The organism is Pseudomonas sp. Tof1 (assembly GCF_055390395.1).
Genome location: NZ_AP024344.1, coordinates 2,891,252 through 2,908,710, shown reverse-complemented (window position 1 = coordinate 2,908,710; position 17,459 = coordinate 2,891,252). Strand labels below are relative to the sequence as shown.

Genomic DNA, 17,459 nt, shown 5'->3' with positions numbered 1-17,459 from the left:
CCACTGCCGGCAAAGGACAAGAAAATCCTGCAACGAGCGTAGGAATCGGCGAAAAGCTGGCAGACTGACAGTACTTAACCCGGAAAACCCGACGATTTTCCGCCGCCATGGCGTTAAACTGCCCGGCCCTTTCCGACTGCCGACGTTAGCCCGATGAATCCGCAAGCCCTGTCCACCCTCCATGCCCACCTGCTCGACGCCCTGGCGAACCCGCCCACGGAGACCCGCAGGCTGTTCCATGGCCGTGGCCGTTGCTGGCCGGGGCTGGAGCAACTGACCGTGGACTGGCTGCAGGGCGTGCTGATGGTCTCGCTGTTCCGCGAGCCGGAGGCCGCGCAACTGGACGCGCTCAAAACCATGCTCGGCGAACTGGTCCGCTCGCCGGTCTGGCAGGCCAGTGGCGCCCATACCCTGTTGCTGCAGCACCGCTACCTGCCGCTGAGCCCGGCCGAATGGCTGCTGGGCGAGCCCATCGACGAGTGGACCCTGACCGAAGGCGGCCTCAAGTACCGGGTCGACCTCGGCAAGAAGCAGAACAACGGCCTGTTCCTCGACATGCGCTACGGCCGCGACTGGGTCCGCGCCCAGGCCGGTGGCAAGCGGGTGCTCAACCTGTTCGCCTACACCTGCGGTTTCTCGGTGGCGGCCATCGAGGGTGGCGCCGAGCGCGTGGTCAACCTGGACATGTCCCGCGCGGCGCTGAGCCGCGGTCGCGACAACCATCGCCTGAACGGCCACGACCTGGGCAAGGTGGCGTTTCTCGGCCATGACCTGTTCAAGTCCTGGGGCAAGGTGATCAATGGCGGCCCCTACGACCTGGTGATCATCGACCCGCCGTCGTTCCAGAAAGGCAGCTTCCTGCTGACCAAGGACTACCAGCGGGTACTGCGCCGCCTGCCGGAACTGCTGGCCGAAGGCGGCATGGTGCTGGCCTGCATGAACGACCCGTCGCTGGGTCCGGACTTCCTCATCGAGGGCGTGACCCGCGAGGCACCGGGCCTGCGCTTCGAACAACGGCTGGAGAATCCGCCGGAGTTTCCCGACAGCGATGCCGATTGTGGCCTGAAGGCCCTGGTGTTCCGGCTACATCCCGGCCAGGCCTGAACATCCGGGGCGAGCCGGCTGGCCCGTTCGCCCGATACGCCCAGGCGGTTTGCGTCACATGTCGCGAACCGGCAAGCTGTCGACCAACAAGAAACCTATATTCAACTACCTGACTGACCGATCGTTCCCACGCTCCGCGTGGGAACGCTCATTAATCTATCTGCCCAACCGCGAGGCTGTTGTGTCCAGAGGCATCGTTTTATCGGTATCGGCGTCCTGCCTGTTCGCCGTCATGTATTTCTACACGTCCCTGCTGTCGCCGCTCAACGGCGAGGACATCTTCGGTTGGCGCATGCTGCTGACCGTGCCCTGCATGACCGTATTCATGCTGATTTCCGGCGACTGGAAACTGGTGCCGACTCTCGTCGCGCGCATCGCCCGGCAGCCGGCGCTGCTGCTCACGCTGATGGCCTCCTCGGCGCTGCTCGGCGTGCAGTTGTGGATTTTCCTCTGGGCGCCGCTCAACGGCCACAGCCTGAACGTGTCCCTGGGCTACTTCCTGCTGCCGCTGACCATGGTGCTGACCGGGCGCATCGTCTACGGCGAACGGCTGTCGCGGCTGCAACTGCTCGCCGCCCTGCTCGCCCTCGGCGGCGTGCTCAACGAGCTGTACCAGGTGGGCCGGGTATCCTGGACCACCCTGGTGGTCGCTGGCGGCTATCCGGTGTACTTCGTGCTGCGCCGGCGCATCGGCACCGACAACCTCGGTGGCCTGTGGTTCGACATGGCGCTGCTGCTGCCGGTGTCCTGGTGGTTCGTGCACAGCGGGGAGCAGGGCTTCGCCGTGGTCGACCAGCGCCCGGCGCTGTATGCGCTGATCCCCGGGCTGGGGCTGATCAGCACCGCGGCGCTGATCTGCTACCTGCTGGCCAGCCGCAAGCTGCCGTTCGGCCTGTTCGGCCTGCTCGGTTATGTCGAACCGGTGCTGCTGGTGTTCGTCGCCCTGCTGCTGGGCGAAAGCATCGCCCCGGGCGAATGGCTGACCTACATCCCGATCTGGCTGGCGGTGGCGGTGCTGGTGCTCGAAGGGGTCAAGCGCCTGCTGAGGCAGCGCCGGGCCCAGTAGCCCCTGATCGTGTCCACCGGTGGGAAAGCGCAGGGTCTTGCGGCACGGGCTGTTGCCATTCGGTCCGAGAGGCGGCGGATTGATACCCGCCGCCTTCGCCTGGACGACTGCCGCCCCAGCCTGCCTGGCTCAGAGGGCCGCAAAGCCGCGCTGCAGATCCTCGATCAATGACTCCACCGCCTCCAACCCGATATGCAGGCGAATCACCGGATGGCTCGCCGCCACCGGGAACTGCCGATCGCCCAGGTCGGCCAGGGTCACCAGGCTCTCGTAACCGCCCCACGATGCCCCCAGCCCGAACAGTTGCAAGGCATCGATGAACGCCTCGGCCTGGCGCCTGTCGGCTTCGGCGAACTCGAATGACAACAACCCATTGCTGCCACTGAAGTCGCGCCGCCACAGCGCATGCCCCGGATGCTCCGGCAACGCCGGATGGAATACCCGCCGCACCTGCGGCTGCGCCTTGAGCCACTGGGCAATTTCCAGGGCCTGGCGCTGGTGCACCTCCAGCCGCGCCGCCAGGGTCCGCGCACCGCGCAGCACCAGGTAGGCGTCGTCCGGGCTGACCGTGTTGCCGAAGCTGTCGCTCATGCGCGCCAACGCCGGCCAGGCCGCCTGGGTGGTGCAAACGCTGCCCATGACCACGTCGCTGTGGCCGGCCAGGTACTTGGTCAGGGCCATGATCGAGATGTCCGCACCGAGCGCCAGCGGCCGGTACTGGTAGGCCGAGCCCCAGGTGTTGTCCACCGCCACCAGGATATGGCGCGGCTTGCACAGGGCGACGATCGCCGGCAGGTCGGCCAGTTCGTACAGCAAGGAACCGGGCACCTCGCAGTAGACCAGCCGCGTGTTGGCCCGCAGCCGCGCGGCGAGGTCCTGGCCATCGGCCGGAAAGTACTCGACCTCGATGCCGAACGGCCCGAGAAACTCTTTCGCCAGTGTGCGCACCGGCCCGTATACGCCGTCGGTGATCAGCACATGATCGCCCGGCCGCAGGTAGGCCAGCAGGGTCTGCGCCACCGCCGCCAGGCCGGTGCCGAACAGCCGCGTGCGGTAGCCGCCTTCCAGTTCGCTCACCAGGTCTTCCAGGGCGAAGGCCGTGGGGTTGCCACGGGCGCCGTAGCTCAGCACCTGTTCATGGTCACGCCGACGGCGGGCATCACGCATCTGCGCGACGTTGTCGAACAGCACCGTGCTCAGGCGCGTCACCGGCACGTTCACCGCCCGTGCCCCGCTACCCGCCGCAGTGCGGGCCGCGTGGACCAGGCGGGTGCGCACAGCGCTGGCAGCCGCCGGTTTCAGCGGCTTCAGGCTGGCGATTTCGGCCGCGGTCATCTGCCCCAGCAGGCCGGTCTCCCAGGCCAGGTACTGGCGCGCCGCGTCCTTGTTGCCCGAGTGGCGGTCGTGGGTGAAGAACAGAAAGTCGATACAACGCTCATCAGGCAAGGCCGCCGCGTCGCTCACCAGCGGCAGGCCGGCCGCCTGCCAACGGGCGAGGTCGCCCGCCAGCAATCGGGCAGCGGCCTGTTGCGCCGCCGGCAGTTCCAGCAGTGCCAGGCGCGCCACTGCCGGGTCGTCGGCGATCAGCACCAGTGGCCGCCCTTCCCCGGCCAGCTCGGCGGCCAGCAACGGGCGGATCGACCACTGCGAACCGGCCACATGGTTTTTGCGAAAGCTCATGCTCGGCCGCAGGTCGATCAGCGTCACCCGCCGTTCGGCCCACTCACGCACCAGCACCTCGGGCTCGATCCGCGGCAGCTCGGGCAACGACGGCAGCGTCGTCACCGGCAGTTGCAGGCCGCTGTGCAAGCCCTCCGCCAACACCTGGGCATTGTGCCCCAGTTGTCGCAGCCAACTGGCAACGATCGGCGCCCGCACACCATCGTCGTCGAACAGCACCAGCCGCGCCTGGCGCACGCCGATGTACAGGTCGGTGGCCTGGATCAGTTGGCCGCCAGGCGTGTGCTGCGCGCCGGGCAGGCTGCCACGGGCGAATTCCTCGGCACTGCGCACATCGCAGAGAAACAGGCTGCCCGCGGCGCTGGCGGACCAGGCTGCGACCTCGGCGGCGCTGACGCTCGGCACGCCGGCACGCTGCGCCAGATGCCGGGCGGCGGCGCGCTGTTGCTCGACGCCAGCCGGCGCCTGCTCGTCGCGGTAGCGCCGGGTGCTGCCATGTTCCAGTGGCAGGTCGGCCAGGTACCAGCCCTGGGTGCCGTTTTCCAGGGCGTAGACCGGGTTCTTCACCCCCAGGTTGATCAGCGTCTGCGCGCCGATGATGCTGCGGGTGCGGCCGGCGCAGTTGACCACCACCGGCGTCGACTCGTCCGGCACCAGGTCGTGCAGGCGGTAGCCCAGCTCGCCGTTGGGGCAGCAGATGGAACCGGGGATGGTCATCTTGCGGTATTCGTCGAACGGCCGGCCGTCGAGCAGCACCAGCGGCTTGCCCTCGGCCTGCCAGGCCGCCAGTTCGCCGGCGCTGAGATGGGGCGTATGGCAGGCCTCTTCCACCCGTTCGCCAAAGGCCTTGGACGGCACGTGGACACCGGCGAACAGTTGCAGGCCGGCAGCCTGCCAGCCATCGGCGCCGCCTTCGAGGCGATGCACCTGGCGGTAGCCGAGGTCGGCCAGGCGCCGGGCCGCGCGCAACGACAGCTCGCCGCCGTCCTGGTCGTAGATCACCAGGCGCACCGCCGGGTTCGGCGCCAGGCGCCGAGCTTCCAGCTCCAGACGGCTATAGGGCAGGTGCACGCCATGGAACAGGTGCGCCTCACCGTACTGGCCGTGTTCGCGGAGGTCGAACAGGGCGATTTCCCGGCCATCGAACAGCCACGTCTGCAACTGTGCCGGGGTAATGGTTGTGCTCACGAAAGCCTCGTCTCGGGATAAAGATGTCATTCCAGCACCAGCGACCGTTCGGCCGGCGCCACCTCGCGGCCGCGGACATAGGCCCGCTGCACCGCCGGCCGGGCCTGGATGCGCTCGCGCCAGGCCCGGATCGCCGGGTAGTCGGCCAGGTCGAAGCCCTGGCGGCGCGGCTGGATCCAGGGAAAGATCGCCATGTCGGCGATGCTGTAGTCGCCGGCCACGTAGTCGCGCCCGTCCAGGCGCCGCTCCAGCACCTCGTACAGGCGGGTCGCCTCGCCCTGCAGCAGGTCGAGGGCGAACGGAATCGGCTCCGGGGCCTTTTCCCGGAACAACTGCCACTGGCTCAGGTACGGGGTGACATGCCCGACCTGCCAGAACAGCCACTCCTGCACGCGCTGGCGCTGGACGCTGCCGGCCGCGGGCAGGAAGCGCCCGGCCTTGTCCGCCAGATACGTCAGGATAGCCCCGGATTCGAACAGGCTCAGCGGCTCGCTGCCGGTGCTCGGCGTGTGGTCGACGATCGCCGGAATGCGGCCATTGGCGCTGATCTGCCGGAATGCCGCGGCGCGCTGCTCTCCAGCGCGGATGTTCACCGGTTGCAGGCGGTGGTCCAGGCCCAGCTCTTCGAGCAGGATGCCGATCTTCAGGCCATTGGCGGTCGGCCAGTAGTAGAGGTCGATCATCAGGCGTAGGCCTTGATCGAAGGCGCCATCTGCGACTTGTTGTAGTTGAGGACGGTGCCGTCGTCCTGCACGCCGTAGCGGCCTTCGAGGGATTCCAGAGGGCGCCCGTAGAGGTGGAAATGCAGGGTCGCCTGTTCGCCGTCGACGCGGATGCTGTGCAGGTCCTCGCCGAGGAAGGCGATCGAGGTGCCGGGCTGCACCACCACCTCGCGCTCCAGTTCCAGCACCGCGCGGGCCGGGTCGCGGCCATCGTCGCGGCGGGTGTAGACACGGTTCAGCTCCTGGCCCTCGACGGCGCTGATCACCGCCCAGGTCTCGTGGTTGTGGGCGATGGTGCTCTTGCCCGGCAGCAGCGAGTTCAGGTACAGGGTCGGGGTTTCGCCGTCGTCGTTGAGGCGGTAGCGGAACGCGGTGTTGCCCTCGCCCGCCACCGGCGCCGGAAAATGATCGAAGTTGAACAGATCGCGGCGCTCGGCCAGTTCTTCCAGCAGGGCAACGATGGCTTGCAGGGCCGCGCGGTCGACGCCACGCTGGTGGATGGCGCGGATCTTCACCAGGAAGGTTTCGATCACGTTGGCGCGTTCGGTGGTGCTCATGGCAGGCTCCTTGTAGGTGCGTCAGATGGACAGGCTGAAGGGGCTGATATTGGTCAGGCGGTACGGGTCGGCCTGTACCGGACGACGGTTGTCGCCCAGGGCATGCCGGAGGAACTCGCGGGTCCGCTCGCTTTGCGGCTGCTGGAAAATCCGTTGCGCACTGCCGGATTCGACGATCCGGCCGTTCTCGGTGAAATACACCACGTCGCTGATCTCCTCGGCGAAACGCATTTCGTGGGTCACCAGCACGCAGGTCATGCCTTCCTCGGTCAGCTCGCGGATCACCGTCAGCACTTCGCCGACGGTTTCCGGGTCGAGGGCCGAGGTCACTTCGTCGAACAGGATCAGTTCCGGGCGCATCGCCAGGGTGCGGGCAATCGCCACCCGCTGCTGCTGGCCGCCGGAGAGCTGGCCGGGGTAGGCCTCGGCCTTGTGCTCCATGCGCACCTTGGCCAGCAGTTGCCGGGCCTGCCGCTCGGCCTCGGCACGGCTGCGGCCGAGCACCTTGCAGGGGGCGATCAGCAGGTTCTCCAGCACCGACAGGTGCGGGAACAGGTTGTACTGCTGGAAGACGAAACCGACCCGCTTGCGTAGCTCGATCAGTTCGGCCTCGCGCTGCAGGCGGTGCACCTCGGTGTCACCGACACGGATGCTGCCGCGCTGCGGCTTGAGCAGCCCGGTGATGCAGCGCAAAATGGTCGATTTGCCCGAGCCGGACGGGCCGATGACCGACACCGCCTGGCCGCGCTGCACGTCCAGGTCGATGCCCTTGAGGACCGGGTTGGCGCCGAACGACAGGTGCAGGTCGCGCAGGCTGACCAGGGGTTCAGTAGAAGGCATAGCGGCGCTCCAGGCGTTGGGTCAGGCGGGAAATCGGGTAGCAATAGGCGAAGAACAGCGCCAGCACGCTGAAGTAGATCAGCACGGTGAAGCCGGTCCGGTTGACGGTGTTGCTGGCGATCTGCGCGGTGTCGATCAGGTCGTGCACGCCCACCAGCGAGGCCAGCGCGGTGCCCATGGTGATCACCGCATAGAGGTTCATCCACGGCGGCAGCATGCGCTTGAAGCACTGCGGCAGGATGATCGAGCGAAACAGCTGGCCGCGGCTGAACGCCAGCGAACGCGCCGCTTCCCACTGGGTCGACGGAATCGAGCCGATGGCACCGCGAAAGATCTCGGCGACGTTGGCGCTGGCCGGCAACGCCAGGCCGAGGGTGACCTTCACCCAGTCGGGGAATGGCAGGTAGTAGCCGCCGACGTGGATCTCGAACGGGAACACGTAGGTGGTGAAGTAGATCAGCACCAGCCACGGCGCGTTGCGAAACAGTTGCACCCACAGCCGCGCCGGCAGGCGCAACAGCCGCAACGGCGACAGGCCGAGGGCGCCGATCAACAGGCCGAGCAGCGAGCCGAGGGCGATCGCCAGCAGGCTGATCAGGATGTTCTGGCCGAAGCCCGCCGCCAGCGCCGGGCTCCAGCGCAGCAACGATTCGACCACCGCGGTTTCAATGGCCATAGCCGGGCATCCTCAGGCGCGCTTCCAGGTAGCGGCCGACACAGTTGACGATAAAGCTGAGCAGACCGAAGAAGCTGAGGATCAGGATCATCAGTTCCAGCACGTTGTCGCTCTGGGTCCAGATCATGATCGAGGCGTAGGTGATATCGCCGACAGCGATGGCCGAGGCCACGGCGGTCATCTTCACCAGGTCGATCAGGTTGTTCACCAGCGCCGGCAAGGCGAAGCGCAGGGCCAGCGGCAATTGCACGTTCCACAGCAATTGCCGGCGGCTGAAGGCCAGGGAGCTGGCGGCTTCGAGGGTCACCGGCGGCACCGCCTCGATCCCCGCACGCAGCGCCTCGGCATGGAAGGCGCCCTTGTGCAGGGAGATCACGATCACCACCCAGGCGAACGGCGTCAGCGGGTTGGCCGCGCCCACCGCCTGGGTCAGCAGCATGTTCAGCACCAGGAAGGCGCAGTACAGCTGGACCAGGGTCGGCGTGTTGCGCGTGACCTCGACGAAGACCCGCGCCGGACGCGCCAGCCATCGGCTGGCGCTGGTGAGCATGGCGGCCAGGACCACCCCGGCCAGCAGGCTGCCGACAAGGGTCAGCCCGCACAGCAGCAAGGTGGTCCAGGCCCCCTCCAGCAGGCTGCCGCGCTGGTAGGCGTCGAGCAGGAAGCGATAGTTGAGACCCAGTTGCGCGGCCCATTGCACGAACGTTTCCATCAACCGCGATCCTCGACCAGCCGGGCGCAGGCCGCGGCGATCCGCCGGCCGGCTTCACGGACGCTGTCGGTGGCGGTGGCGATCGACAGCCGCAGCCACGGCGACAGGCCGTAGGCGCTACCGGCCACGGCGGCCACGCCCGCCTCCAGCAGGTAATCCACCAGGTCGTTATCGCTGGCGATCAGGCCCCCGTCGGGACGGCGCCGGCCGATCAGGCCGGCGCAGCGGATGAACAGGAAAAAACCGCCTTCGGGCACCAGCACCTGCAAGCCGTCCACCCCGCTCAACGCGGCCACCAGCACGTCGCGCCGCTCGCGATAGGCCGCCACCTGCGCCGGCAGGAAATCCAGCCCGCCCTGGTAGGCGGCCAAGGCCGCGGCCTGGCTCACCGAGGACGCCCCGGAAGCCGACTGCGACTGCACCACCGCCATGGCCGCGGTGAGCACCTGCGGGCCGGCGCCGAAGCCGATGCGCCAGCCGGTCATGGCGTAGGTCTTGGACACCCCACCGACCAGCAGGCAACGTGGCTGCAGGTCCGGCGCGACATTGAGCAGGTTGAGCGGTGGCTGGCCGTCGAAACGGATGTGTTCGTAGAGTTCGTCGAGCAGCACCAGCACCTTGGGATGCCGGCGCAGCACCTCGGCCAGCGCCTGCAGCTCGGCGGCGCTGTACACCGCACCACTGGGGTTGCCGGGGCTGTTGAGGATCAGCCAGCGGGTACGCTCGCCGATCAGCGCTTCGAGCTGCGCGGGCGTCAGCTTGCAGCCCTGCTCCAGGCTCGACTGCACGAACACCGGCTCGCCGCCGTTGATCCGCACGCTGTCGGGAAACGACGGCCAGTACGGCACCGGCACCAGCACCTCATCGCCCTCGTCTAGGGTCGCGGCGAAGGCGTTGAAGATGATCTGCTTGGCACCGTTGGCGATGACGATGCCGGCCAGCGGGTAGTCCAGGCGGTTTTCCTCGGCCAGTTTGCGCCGTACCGCTTCACGCAGGGCGCGCACCCCGGGGGTGGCGGTGTACTTGGTGGCGCCGGCGGCAATCGCCGCGCAGGCGGCCTGCTTGATGTGCCCGGGGGTGTCGAAGTCCGGCTCGCCGGTGGTCAGGTCGAGAATGTCCCGCCCGGCCTCGCGCAGCTCGGTGGCGCGGGACTTGGCGGCGGCATTGGCCGACAGCGAGACCTTCTGTACCCGCCGGGAAAGTTGAACGGTCATGGCAGCACCTTGCCTGGGTTGAGCAGCCCGCGGGGGTCGAGGGCCTGTTTGATCCGACGCATCAGGTCCAGCTCCACCGGGCTCTTGACCTGCGCCAGCAGCTCGCGCTTGCGCTGGCCGATACCGTGTTCGGCGCTGATGGAGCCGCCGAAGGCGTGGGTGTTGCGGTGCACCAGCTCGCTGAGGGCGGCGTAGTGGGCCATGTGCGCCTCAACCGGCTGGCCCAGGGGGGCGGCGACGTTATAGTGCAGGTTGCCGTCGCCCAGGTGGCCGAAGGTCAGGTTGCGCACGCCGGGGAAATGTTCCTGCAACAAGGCATCGGTGCTGGCGACGAACTCGACGATGCGCGAGATCGGCAGCGAAATGTCGTGCTTCATGTTGCGCCCTTCGCGGGCCTGGGCCTCGCTCATGTTCTCGCGCAACTGCCACAGCGCCGCGCTCTGGGCCAGGCTCTCGGCGATCAGCGCATCGGCCAGCAGACCGGCCTCGAAGGCCTCGCCCAGTACCCGCTCGAACGCCGCGCGGGCGTGTTCGGCGCTGTGGTTGTCGGACAGTTCGAGCAGCGCGAACCACGGCTGCCGCGCCGTGGCGAACGGCTGCGGGCCGTCGGGGAACTGCTGGCGCAGCAACGCCAGGCAGGCCGCGGACATCAGTTCGAAGGCGGTCAGGTCGGCGCCGAAACCGGCGCGGGCATGGGACAGGAAACTCACCGCCTGGGCCAGCGAGTCGAAGGCCAGCAAGGCGGTGCTCCGGGCCTTGGGCAGCGGGAACAGCTTGAGGGTCGCGGCGGTGATGATACCCAGGGTGCCTTCGCTGCCGATGAACAGGTCACGCAGGTCGTAGCCGGTGTTGTCCTTGCGCAAGCCGCGCAGGCCGTTCCAGATCTCGCCGTCGGCGGTGACCACTTCCAGGCCCAGGGTCAGCTCGCGGGTATTGCCGTAGCGCAGTACCCCGGTGCCGCCGGCGTTGGTGCCGAGGTTGCCGCCCAGGGTGCAACTGCCTTCGGCGCCCAGGCTCAGGGGGAACAGACGGTCGGCCTGGCGGGCGGCATCCTGCAGGTGCTGCAGGATGCAACCGGCCTCGACGGTGACGGTGTCGTTGTCGGTATCGAGCTGGCGGATGCGGTTCATCCGGTCCAGGCGCAGCAGCACGCTGCGGCCGCTGTCGTCCGGCGTGGCGGCGCCCATCAGCCCGGTGTTGCCACCCTGCACCACCAGCGGCGCGCCATGGTGGGCACACACACGCACCACGGCGGCGACTTCCTCGGTGCTGGCCGGGTGCACCACCGCCACCACCTTGCCGTGATAGACCCGGTGCTTGTCACTCAACCAGGCCGCCCCGTCGGCACCGTCGCGGACATGGGCGGCGCCCAGCAACTGCTGCAACTGGCTGAACAGCAGGCTCATGGCGCGGCCGCCAGGGGGGCGCTGTTGCGGTACTGCTCATGCAGCTTGAGCAGGGCCTGGGACGGCGGCATGCCGGTGCGCTTGCCCAGTTCGATCAACCAGCCGCTGCGATGCCAGTCGCGGACGATGGCGTCCAGGCGGGCCTGGGTGTCCCGCTCACCCTTGCGGACCCAGATCACCGACGGCGACGGGATCAGGTCGTCGGGCAAGGGAATCTCGTAGCCGCTCCACTCGGCCTCGTCGAGCAGGCTGTGCATGGTCGGGCTGACGTGCACCGCCGCCACGCAACCGTTGCCGCGCAGCGACAGCAGCGACTCGGACTGGCTGCGGAAGGCCTTGATTTGCGCGCCGTAGGTTTCCTGCAGCGGCTTGATGAAGTTGCTGCCCTGGGACACGCACACCGGCTTGCCCTTGAGGTCTTCCCAGCGAGCGATGCCGGCGCCCTTGCGGATCAGCGCGGCGCCGCCGACTTCCTCGTAGGGGGTGGGCACGTAGTCGAGGATTTCGGCGCGTTCTTCGGTCAGTTGCATGTTGGCGACCAGCACGTCGACCTTGCCCTGCTGGAGGAACTGCACGCGGTTGGGGGCCAGGACCGAGACGGTTTCCAGTTCGACGCCCAGGCGTTCGGCGATGCCCTTGGCCAGTTCGACGTTGTAGCCCAGGTGGGCACCGGTAGCGGGGTCGATGGTGCCGAACGGCGGACCGCTGAGGATCACCCCGACACTGATCCTGTGGCGTTGCTGGATCTTGTCCAGGGTGGCGTCGGCGTGGGCCAGGCCGGTGAGCAGCGCCAGGGCCAGCGGCATGTATTTGAGCATCGCGGTATGTCCTTTGGATGGTGGGGAGGACCCGAGGGCCTCTTCGCGGGCAAGCCGCGCTCCTACAGGGTCCGTGTCGTACATAAGGCGTTTGTACGCCGCAGCTTTGTAGGAGCGTGGCTTGCCCGCGAAGAGGCCCCCAAACCTCACAAACACTCAGCGGCTGAACATCAGCCCTTGTATTTCTCGTGCAACTCCACCAGCGCCGGCGACGCCGGGGCGATGTGGTTGCGCGTCTCGGCCTCGATCAGCCAGCCGCTGCGGTGCAGGCCCTGCACCACGCTGTCCAGGCGCTTCTGGGTGTCGGTCTCGCCGGTGCGGGTCCAGATCACCGACGGCGCCGGGTTCAGCTCCGGGGTCAGCACGCGGTAGTCCTTCCACTCCGGGTTGCCGGCCACCAGCGGGTTGATCAGCGTCGAGTCGTGCACCGCCGCCACGCAGTTGTTGCCGCGCAGGGCCAGCAGGGACTCCGACGAGCTCTTGAACGCCTTGATGTCGGCGCCCAGTTCGGTCAGCGGCTTGACGTAGCTGCTGCCCTGGGAAGTGCACACCGGCTGGCCCTTGAGGTCTTCCCAACGGGCGACCTTGCTGTCCTTGGGCAGCGCGGCGGCACCCCCGATCCTGTAGAACGGCGTCGGCACATGGCCGAGGATCGCATCGCGTTCCTGGGTCCATTCCATGTTGGCGATCAGCAGGTCGACCTTGCCCTGCTGCAGGAACTGCACGCGGTTGGCCGGCAGCACCGGCACCAGTTCCACCGCCACGCCGAGGTCCTTGCCCAGGGCGTTCGCCAGGTCGACGTTGAGCCCCTTGGGGTCCTGAGTCGCCGGGTCTATGGAGCCGAACGGGCCACCGGACAGCACCACGCCGACCACCAGCTTGTGCCGCTGCTGGATCTTGTCCAGGGTGGCGTCGGCCTGGGCCGCGGCGCTCGCGCCACAGGCCAGCAAGGCGCCGAGCACGGTGGGCAGGAAGCGATGGATCGGTGTGCGCGTGAACTGCATGGTTATCCCCTCGATGGCGGCCGGCGTCTCCCGGCCTCGTTGCCCCGCATGCTAGGGACGGCCCTCCACGAACGGAAATGCAAATATCTAATATTGTTATAACTTTCTGGTTATTAGGTTTTTGAAAAAATGGCATAACCCGTATTTACAGGGCCTTTATTGGGGACTTGCATTTTTATCTCGCCATATACATAAGAATCCGTAATCTATTGCGAACCACCCTTGATATGAATTCGAGCCGCCCATGCCCTCGCCCACCCTCGATCTGGAACTGCTGCGCACCTTCGTCGCGGTGGTCGACCACCACACCTTTGCCGAAGCCGGCCAACACCTGGCCCGCACCCAGTCGTCGGTGACCCAGCAGATGCAGCGCCTGGAGCACCAGGTGGGGGTCAGCCTGTTCCAGAAACAGGGGCGGCAGAAACAGCTCACCGAGCCGGGCCGGCAGCTGCTGCGCCATGCCGGCAAATGCTCTCGCTCAATGATGAAGTGCTCAACTCGCTGCAGGAGAGCCATCTGAGCGGGGTGCTGCGCATCGGTTCGCCCCACGACATCGCCGACACCATCCTGCCGCCGATCCTCAGCCACATCGCCCGCTCGGCCCCGCGCCTGCGCCTGGAGATCGACGTGGGCCGCAGCCCCTACCTGATGGAAGACCTGCACCGGGGCAAGATCGACATGGTGATTTCCACCCGCGAGGACTCGCGGCTGCAGGGTTTTGCCCTGCGCACCTCACCGGTGTGGTGGATCTGCTCGGCGCAGTACATCCATGTGCCGAGCGAGCCGCTGCCGCTGATTCTGGTGGAGGAACCGAGTATCTATCGGCGTTATGCCATCGAGGCGCTGGAACGCGCCGGGATCGCCTGGCGCCAGGCATACCTGGCGTCGAACCTGATCGGGATCAAGGCGGCGATCCGCGCGGGGCTGGGGGTGACGCCGCGCAGCATGGAACTGCTGGGGCCGGATATGCGCGTGCTGGGCGAGAACGACGGATTGCCGCGGTTGCCGGATGTGACCTATCACCTGTGGATCCGGCCGAATACGGTCAACCCGCTGGTACGCCGGGCCTATGACCTGATCCGCGCGAGCCAGGGGTTGTAGATCTCTCCCGACCTGCCCTCACAACCGATCGTTCCCACGCTCCGCGTGGGAGCGATCAGGTTACCGGTAGCCAGAGGCGGAATCGGGCTCCACCCAGCGGCGATTGCTCGACCGTCAGCGTCCCCCCTGGGCCTCCGCCGCGCGCCGGCTGATCGCCAGGCCCAGGCCAAAGCCGCCCGTGGAACGATCACGGCTGCGATCCAGCCGATAGAACGGCTCGAAGATCCGCTCGCGTTCCTGCTCGGGAATGCCGATCCCATCGTCATCCACCCACAACTCGCAGCCCTCGGTCGTCGCCTGGATGCCCACCTGGATGCGCCGCTCGCAGTAGCGCATGGCATTGCGCAGCAGGTTCTGTACCGCCCGCGCAGTCAGCCGCGGGTCCAGGGAGAAATGCTCCTGGGAACCCTGCATCAACACGTCGAGCACAATATCCGGCGCCTCCAGTTCTTCGTCGAAACTGCCGAGGATGCTGTCGACGAACTCGTGCAGCGGCACCAGCACCCGCTCCGGCAGCCGCCCGGGATTCTGCAGGCGGCTGTAGGACAACAGTTCCAGCACCAGGTCATCCAGCTCGCGGATGTGCCCGACCAATCCCTGCAGTCGCTCACGTGAAGCCGGCGGCAACTCGTCGGACAGCGCCAGGGCCAGGCCGAAATCCAGCCGGGTCAGGGGCGTGCGCAACTCGTGGGACACCGCATTGAGCAGGTCACGCTGCTGGTTGAGCAGGCATTCGATGTCGTTGGCCATGGTGTCGAACACCTGCGCCAGTTCGCCGATGTTCGAGCGCGGCGAGATCCGCGTGCGTTCGCTCAACTGGCCCTGGCCGATCTGCCGGGCGGTCTGCTTGAGGCGCTCCAGGTCCCGCCAGTGCGGGCGCAGCCAGAACAGCAGGCAGCCCAGCAGCGCCGCGCCGACCAGCACGTTCATGCTCCAGTACAGCAGCTTCACGTCCAGCGGGTCCGGCGGTATCACCACCTGCACCGCCAATTGCCCATCCAGCGGCGAGGCCACCAGGTCCGGCGCGCCCCAGTCGCCGACACGGATGGCGTTCTCGCCATGGCGCAGGCGCTTCTGCTCCGGCTCGCTGAAGCTGATGTCGTCGATGCGGATCAGCGAGACCCGCAGCGGCGAGAAACTCTGGTCCAGCTCGGCCGCCACCGCCGGCCAGCGCGTGTTCGGCACCGTCTTGAACTGCTTGACCAGGAGGTCCTGCATGCCCCGCGCCTGGTCGATGTTGTAGTTCAGGAAGCGCTCGTGAAACACCCCGACCACCAGGTCCGGCACCAGGTAGATCGCCGCGCTGAAGGTGATGATGGTCATCAGGTAGAGCCGGATGAGGATCTTCAGCATCGGCTCAGCATTCCCATTCGGAACGGCTGAACAGGTAGCCCTTGCCCCAGACGGTCTTGATCTTGCGCGCCTCGCCGGCGTGATCGTCGAACTTGCGCCGCAGCTTGGAGATCGCCACGTCCACCGAGCGGTCGGTACCGTTGAACTCGATACCGCGCAGGCGCTGCAGGATCTGGTCGCGGCTGAGCACTTCGCCGGCGTGCCGGGCCAGCACCACCAGCAGGTTGTATTCGCCGCTGGACAGTTCCACCTGCTGGCCACGCCAGGTCACGGTGCGCTCGGAAAGGTCGATGCACAGGTTGCCCATGAGGATCTGGTCGCTGGCCACCTGCGGTTCGCTGAGGCTGCTGCGACGCAACAGGGTGCGGACCCGCGCCAGCAGCACCCGCGGCTCGCAAGGCTTGGTGACGTAGTCGTCGGCGCCCATCTCCAGGCCCAGCACCTGGTCGTGGCTGTCGTCGCGGGCGGTGAGCATCAGGATCGGCAGGCTCGCCGAATCGGCGCGCAGCAGGCGGCACACTTGCAGGCCGTCGAGGCCCGGCAGCATCAGGTCGAGGATCACCAGGTCCGGCGGCTCCTGCCGGGCCCGCTCGCGCACCTGGTCGCCACGGGCCAGCACGTTGACCTGATAGCCGTTGCGCTCCAGGTAGCTGGCAATCAGTTCGGCAAGGGCGGTGTCGTCTTCGACCAGGAGAATCGTCGGCATAAATAACTACGAAATGAAGGAAAAGGTGAAGGATATACGCCCTTACGCGTGCGCGAGCATTCGCTTCACACTTTTTCACCAACCACCTACATTGCTTCACAGCAGCGCTTGACGGCCGCCCTTAGCATGCCCGGGTCATCATTGGGACTCGATTATGTTGAAGAAGCTGTTTGCCCCGCTCTGCCTGTCGGCGCTGGCCCTGGCGCTGACCGCCTGTGACCGGTCCGCCGGCGAGCCCGAGACCATGCCCGCACCCAAGGTCCGGGTCGAGACCATCCACACCCAGCCCCTGTCGATCAGCAGCGAGCTGAGCGGCCGCATTGCCGCACCGCGGATCGCCGAAGTACGCGCGCGGGTCGCCGGCGTGGTGCTCAAGCGCCTGTTCCAGGAAGGCAGCGACGTCAAGCAGGGCGACGTGCTCTTCCTGATCGATCCGGCACCGTTCAAGGCCGACCTGGACAGCGCCGTGGCCGCCCTGCAGAAGGCCGAGGCCAATGCCTTCCAGGCCAGGCTGCAGCACCAGCGCTACCGCGAACTGGTGGAGAGCAACGCCATCAGCCGCCAGGACTACGACAACGCCCAGGCCGCCGCCCGCCAGAGTGCCGCCGACGTCGCCGCCAACCAGGCGGCGGTGCAACGGGCCCGGCTGAACCTCGGCTACGCCACCGTCACCGCGCCGATCTCCGGGCGTATCGGCCGTGCGCTGGTCACCGAGGGCGCGCTGGTCGGCCAGAACGAGACCACCGCCCTGGCGCTGATCCAGCAGTTGAACCCGATCCATGCCGACCTGACCCAGTCGACCCGCGAACTGAACGACCTGCGCCGGGCCTTCCGCGCCGGCCAGCTACAGCAGGTCGGGCAGAACCAGGCCAAGGCCACGCTGATCCAGGACGACGGCAGCGCCTACCCGCTGCCGGGCAAGCTGCTGTTCACCGACATCAGTGTCGACCCGGGCACCGGCCAGGTGATCCTGCGCAGCGAGTTCCCCAATCCGGAACTCGACCTGCTGCCCGGCAGCTTCGTGCGGGTGCGCGTCGAACAGGCGGTCAACCGCGAAGGCATCAGCATCCCGCAGCGGGCTATCCAGCGCGACAGCGCCGGCGTGCCGCAGGTGCTGCTGGTGGACGGGAACATGCAGGTCAGCCTGCAATCGGTGAGCCTCGGCGCCGCGCAGAACGACCGCTGGATCGTCAACGCCGGCCTCAAGCCCGGTGACCGGATCATTGTCGAAGGCCTGCAGCACGCCCGCCCCGGCGAGCCGGTGCAGATCGATGACAGCCCCCTTTCCCTCGCCCAGTCCAAAGGACAGTGA

General features: G+C 67.4%; 14 protein-coding genes and 2 pseudogenes. 4 read left to right on the top strand and 12 right to left on the bottom strand.

The window, feature by feature from the left end:
- Positions 1-153 precede the first annotated feature (153 nt).
- The gene (locus ACZ5KU_RS13500; RefSeq protein ID WP_054062346.1) at positions 154-1,104 is read left to right on the top strand and encodes a class I SAM-dependent methyltransferase; all 951 of its coding nucleotides are present in this window, start codon (positions 154-156) and stop codon (positions 1,102-1,104) included.
- 181 nt (positions 1,105-1,285) lie between these two features.
- A complete protein-coding gene (rarD, locus tag ACZ5KU_RS13495; RefSeq protein WP_054058294.1) occupies positions 1,286-2,170 on the top strand; it encodes an EamA family transporter RarD in 885 nt (294 codons plus the stop codon).
- A 129-nt stretch (positions 2,171-2,299) separates the two neighbouring features.
- Here the strand turns inward: rarD and metC are convergent, their stop codons facing one another.
- The 10 genes from metC to ACZ5KU_RS13445 form a co-directional block, all read right to left on the bottom strand.
- Positions 2,300-5,038, bottom strand: coding sequence for a cystathionine beta-lyase (metC, locus tag ACZ5KU_RS13490; protein WP_464737302.1), 2,739 nt, complete (start codon positions 5,036-5,038; stop codon positions 2,300-2,302).
- Between the two features lie 26 nt (positions 5,039-5,064).
- Entirely contained in the window at positions 5,065-5,721 is a 657-nt protein-coding gene (locus ACZ5KU_RS13485) for a glutathione binding-like protein (RefSeq protein WP_054062348.1), read from the bottom strand.
- A complete protein-coding gene (locus ACZ5KU_RS13480; protein ID WP_054061546.1) occupies positions 5,721-6,317 on the bottom strand; it encodes a cysteine dioxygenase family protein in 597 nt (198 codons plus the stop codon). Before ACZ5KU_RS13480 ends, ACZ5KU_RS13485 begins: the two co-directional genes overlap by 1 nt.
- 21 nt (positions 6,318-6,338) lie before the next feature.
- Positions 6,339-7,157 carry an amino acid ABC transporter ATP-binding protein gene (locus ACZ5KU_RS13475; protein WP_054062349.1) on the bottom strand — a complete coding sequence of 273 codons (819 nt, stop codon included), beginning with the start codon at positions 7,155-7,157 and terminating at the stop codon, positions 6,339-6,341.
- Positions 7,144-7,833, bottom strand: coding sequence for an amino acid ABC transporter permease (locus ACZ5KU_RS13470; protein WP_054061548.1), 690 nt, complete (start codon positions 7,831-7,833; stop codon positions 7,144-7,146). Before ACZ5KU_RS13470 ends, ACZ5KU_RS13475 begins: the two co-directional genes overlap by 14 nt.
- Complete coding sequence (locus ACZ5KU_RS13465) at positions 7,823-8,545, bottom strand: amino acid ABC transporter permease (protein WP_054061549.1); 723 nt, start codon at positions 8,543-8,545, stop codon at positions 7,823-7,825. The genes ACZ5KU_RS13470 and ACZ5KU_RS13465 overlap by 11 nt, the downstream gene beginning before the upstream one ends.
- Entirely contained in the window at positions 8,545-9,759 is a 1,215-nt protein-coding gene (locus ACZ5KU_RS13460) for an aminotransferase class I/II-fold pyridoxal phosphate-dependent enzyme (RefSeq protein WP_416773187.1), read from the bottom strand. The genes ACZ5KU_RS13465 and ACZ5KU_RS13460 overlap by 1 nt, the downstream gene beginning before the upstream one ends.
- On the bottom strand, positions 9,756-11,165 hold the full coding sequence (locus ACZ5KU_RS13455) for an FAD-binding oxidoreductase (RefSeq protein WP_416773186.1): 1,410 nt from the start codon (positions 11,163-11,165) through the stop codon (positions 9,756-9,758). Before ACZ5KU_RS13455 ends, ACZ5KU_RS13460 begins: the two co-directional genes overlap by 4 nt.
- A complete protein-coding gene (locus tag ACZ5KU_RS13450; protein ID WP_054062352.1) occupies positions 11,162-11,983 on the bottom strand; it encodes a transporter substrate-binding domain-containing protein in 822 nt (273 codons plus the stop codon). Before ACZ5KU_RS13450 ends, ACZ5KU_RS13455 begins: the two co-directional genes overlap by 4 nt.
- 170 nt (positions 11,984-12,153) lie before the next feature.
- Entirely contained in the window at positions 12,154-12,987 is an 834-nt protein-coding gene (locus ACZ5KU_RS13445; protein WP_054060663.1) for a transporter substrate-binding domain-containing protein, read from the bottom strand.
- A gap of 244 nt (positions 12,988-13,231) precedes the next feature.
- Here ACZ5KU_RS13445 and ACZ5KU_RS13440 point away from each other — a divergent pair.
- A pseudogene (locus ACZ5KU_RS13440) lies at positions 13,232-14,088 on the top strand (LysR substrate-binding domain-containing protein).
- A 55-nt stretch (positions 14,089-14,143) separates the two neighbouring features.
- On the opposite strand, the pseudogene ACZ5KU_RS13435 reads toward ACZ5KU_RS13440, so the two are convergent.
- Positions 14,144-15,441, bottom strand: a pseudogene (locus ACZ5KU_RS13435) (ATP-binding protein).
- A 4-nt stretch (positions 15,442-15,445) separates the two neighbouring features.
- Positions 15,446-16,147, bottom strand: coding sequence for a response regulator (locus ACZ5KU_RS13430; RefSeq protein WP_054060660.1), 702 nt, complete (start codon positions 16,145-16,147; stop codon positions 15,446-15,448).
- 154 nt (positions 16,148-16,301) lie between these two features.
- Between ACZ5KU_RS13430 and ACZ5KU_RS13425 the strand changes: the two genes are divergently transcribed.
- The gene (locus tag ACZ5KU_RS13425) at positions 16,302-17,459 is read left to right on the top strand and encodes an efflux RND transporter periplasmic adaptor subunit (RefSeq protein ID WP_273824089.1); all 1,158 of its coding nucleotides are present in this window, start codon (positions 16,302-16,304) and stop codon (positions 17,457-17,459) included.

What these genes read in the sequence shown, in the direction of transcription:
- ACZ5KU_RS13485 (WP_054062348.1), bottom strand. Translation starts at nt 5,721, where the DNA reads ATGATCGACCTCTACTACTGGCCGACCGCCAATGGCCTGAAGATCGGC.
- ACZ5KU_RS13450 (WP_054062352.1), bottom strand. Translation starts at nt 11,983, where the DNA reads ATGCTCAAATACATGCCGCTGGCCCTGGCGCTGCTCACCGGCCTGGCC.
- ACZ5KU_RS13500 (WP_054062346.1), top strand. Translation starts at nt 154, where the DNA reads ATGAATCCGCAAGCCCTGTCCACCCTCCATGCCCACCTGCTCGACGCC.
- ACZ5KU_RS13480 (WP_054061546.1), bottom strand. Translation starts at nt 6,317, where the DNA reads ATGAGCACCACCGAACGCGCCAACGTGATCGAAACCTTCCTGGTGAAG.
- ACZ5KU_RS13460 (WP_416773187.1), bottom strand. Translation starts at nt 9,759, where the DNA reads ATGACCGTTCAACTTTCCCGGCGGGTACAGAAGGTCTCGCTGTCGGCC.
- ACZ5KU_RS13455 (WP_416773186.1), bottom strand. Translation starts at nt 11,165, where the DNA reads ATGAGCCTGCTGTTCAGCCAGTTGCAGCAGTTGCTGGGCGCCGCCCAT.
- ACZ5KU_RS13430 (WP_054060660.1), bottom strand. Translation starts at nt 16,147, where the DNA reads ATGCCGACGATTCTCCTGGTCGAAGACGACACCGCCCTTGCCGAACTG.
- ACZ5KU_RS13465 (WP_054061549.1), bottom strand. Translation starts at nt 8,545, where the DNA reads ATGGAAACGTTCGTGCAATGGGCCGCGCAACTGGGTCTCAACTATCGC.
- ACZ5KU_RS13475 (WP_054062349.1), bottom strand. Translation starts at nt 7,157, where the DNA reads ATGCCTTCTACTGAACCCCTGGTCAGCCTGCGCGACCTGCACCTGTCG.
- ACZ5KU_RS13470 (WP_054061548.1), bottom strand. Translation starts at nt 7,833, where the DNA reads ATGGCCATTGAAACCGCGGTGGTCGAATCGTTGCTGCGCTGGAGCCCG.
- ACZ5KU_RS13425 (WP_273824089.1), top strand. Translation starts at nt 16,302, where the DNA reads ATGTTGAAGAAGCTGTTTGCCCCGCTCTGCCTGTCGGCGCTGGCCCTG.
- ACZ5KU_RS13445 (WP_054060663.1), bottom strand. Translation starts at nt 12,987, where the DNA reads ATGCAGTTCACGCGCACACCGATCCATCGCTTCCTGCCCACCGTGCTC.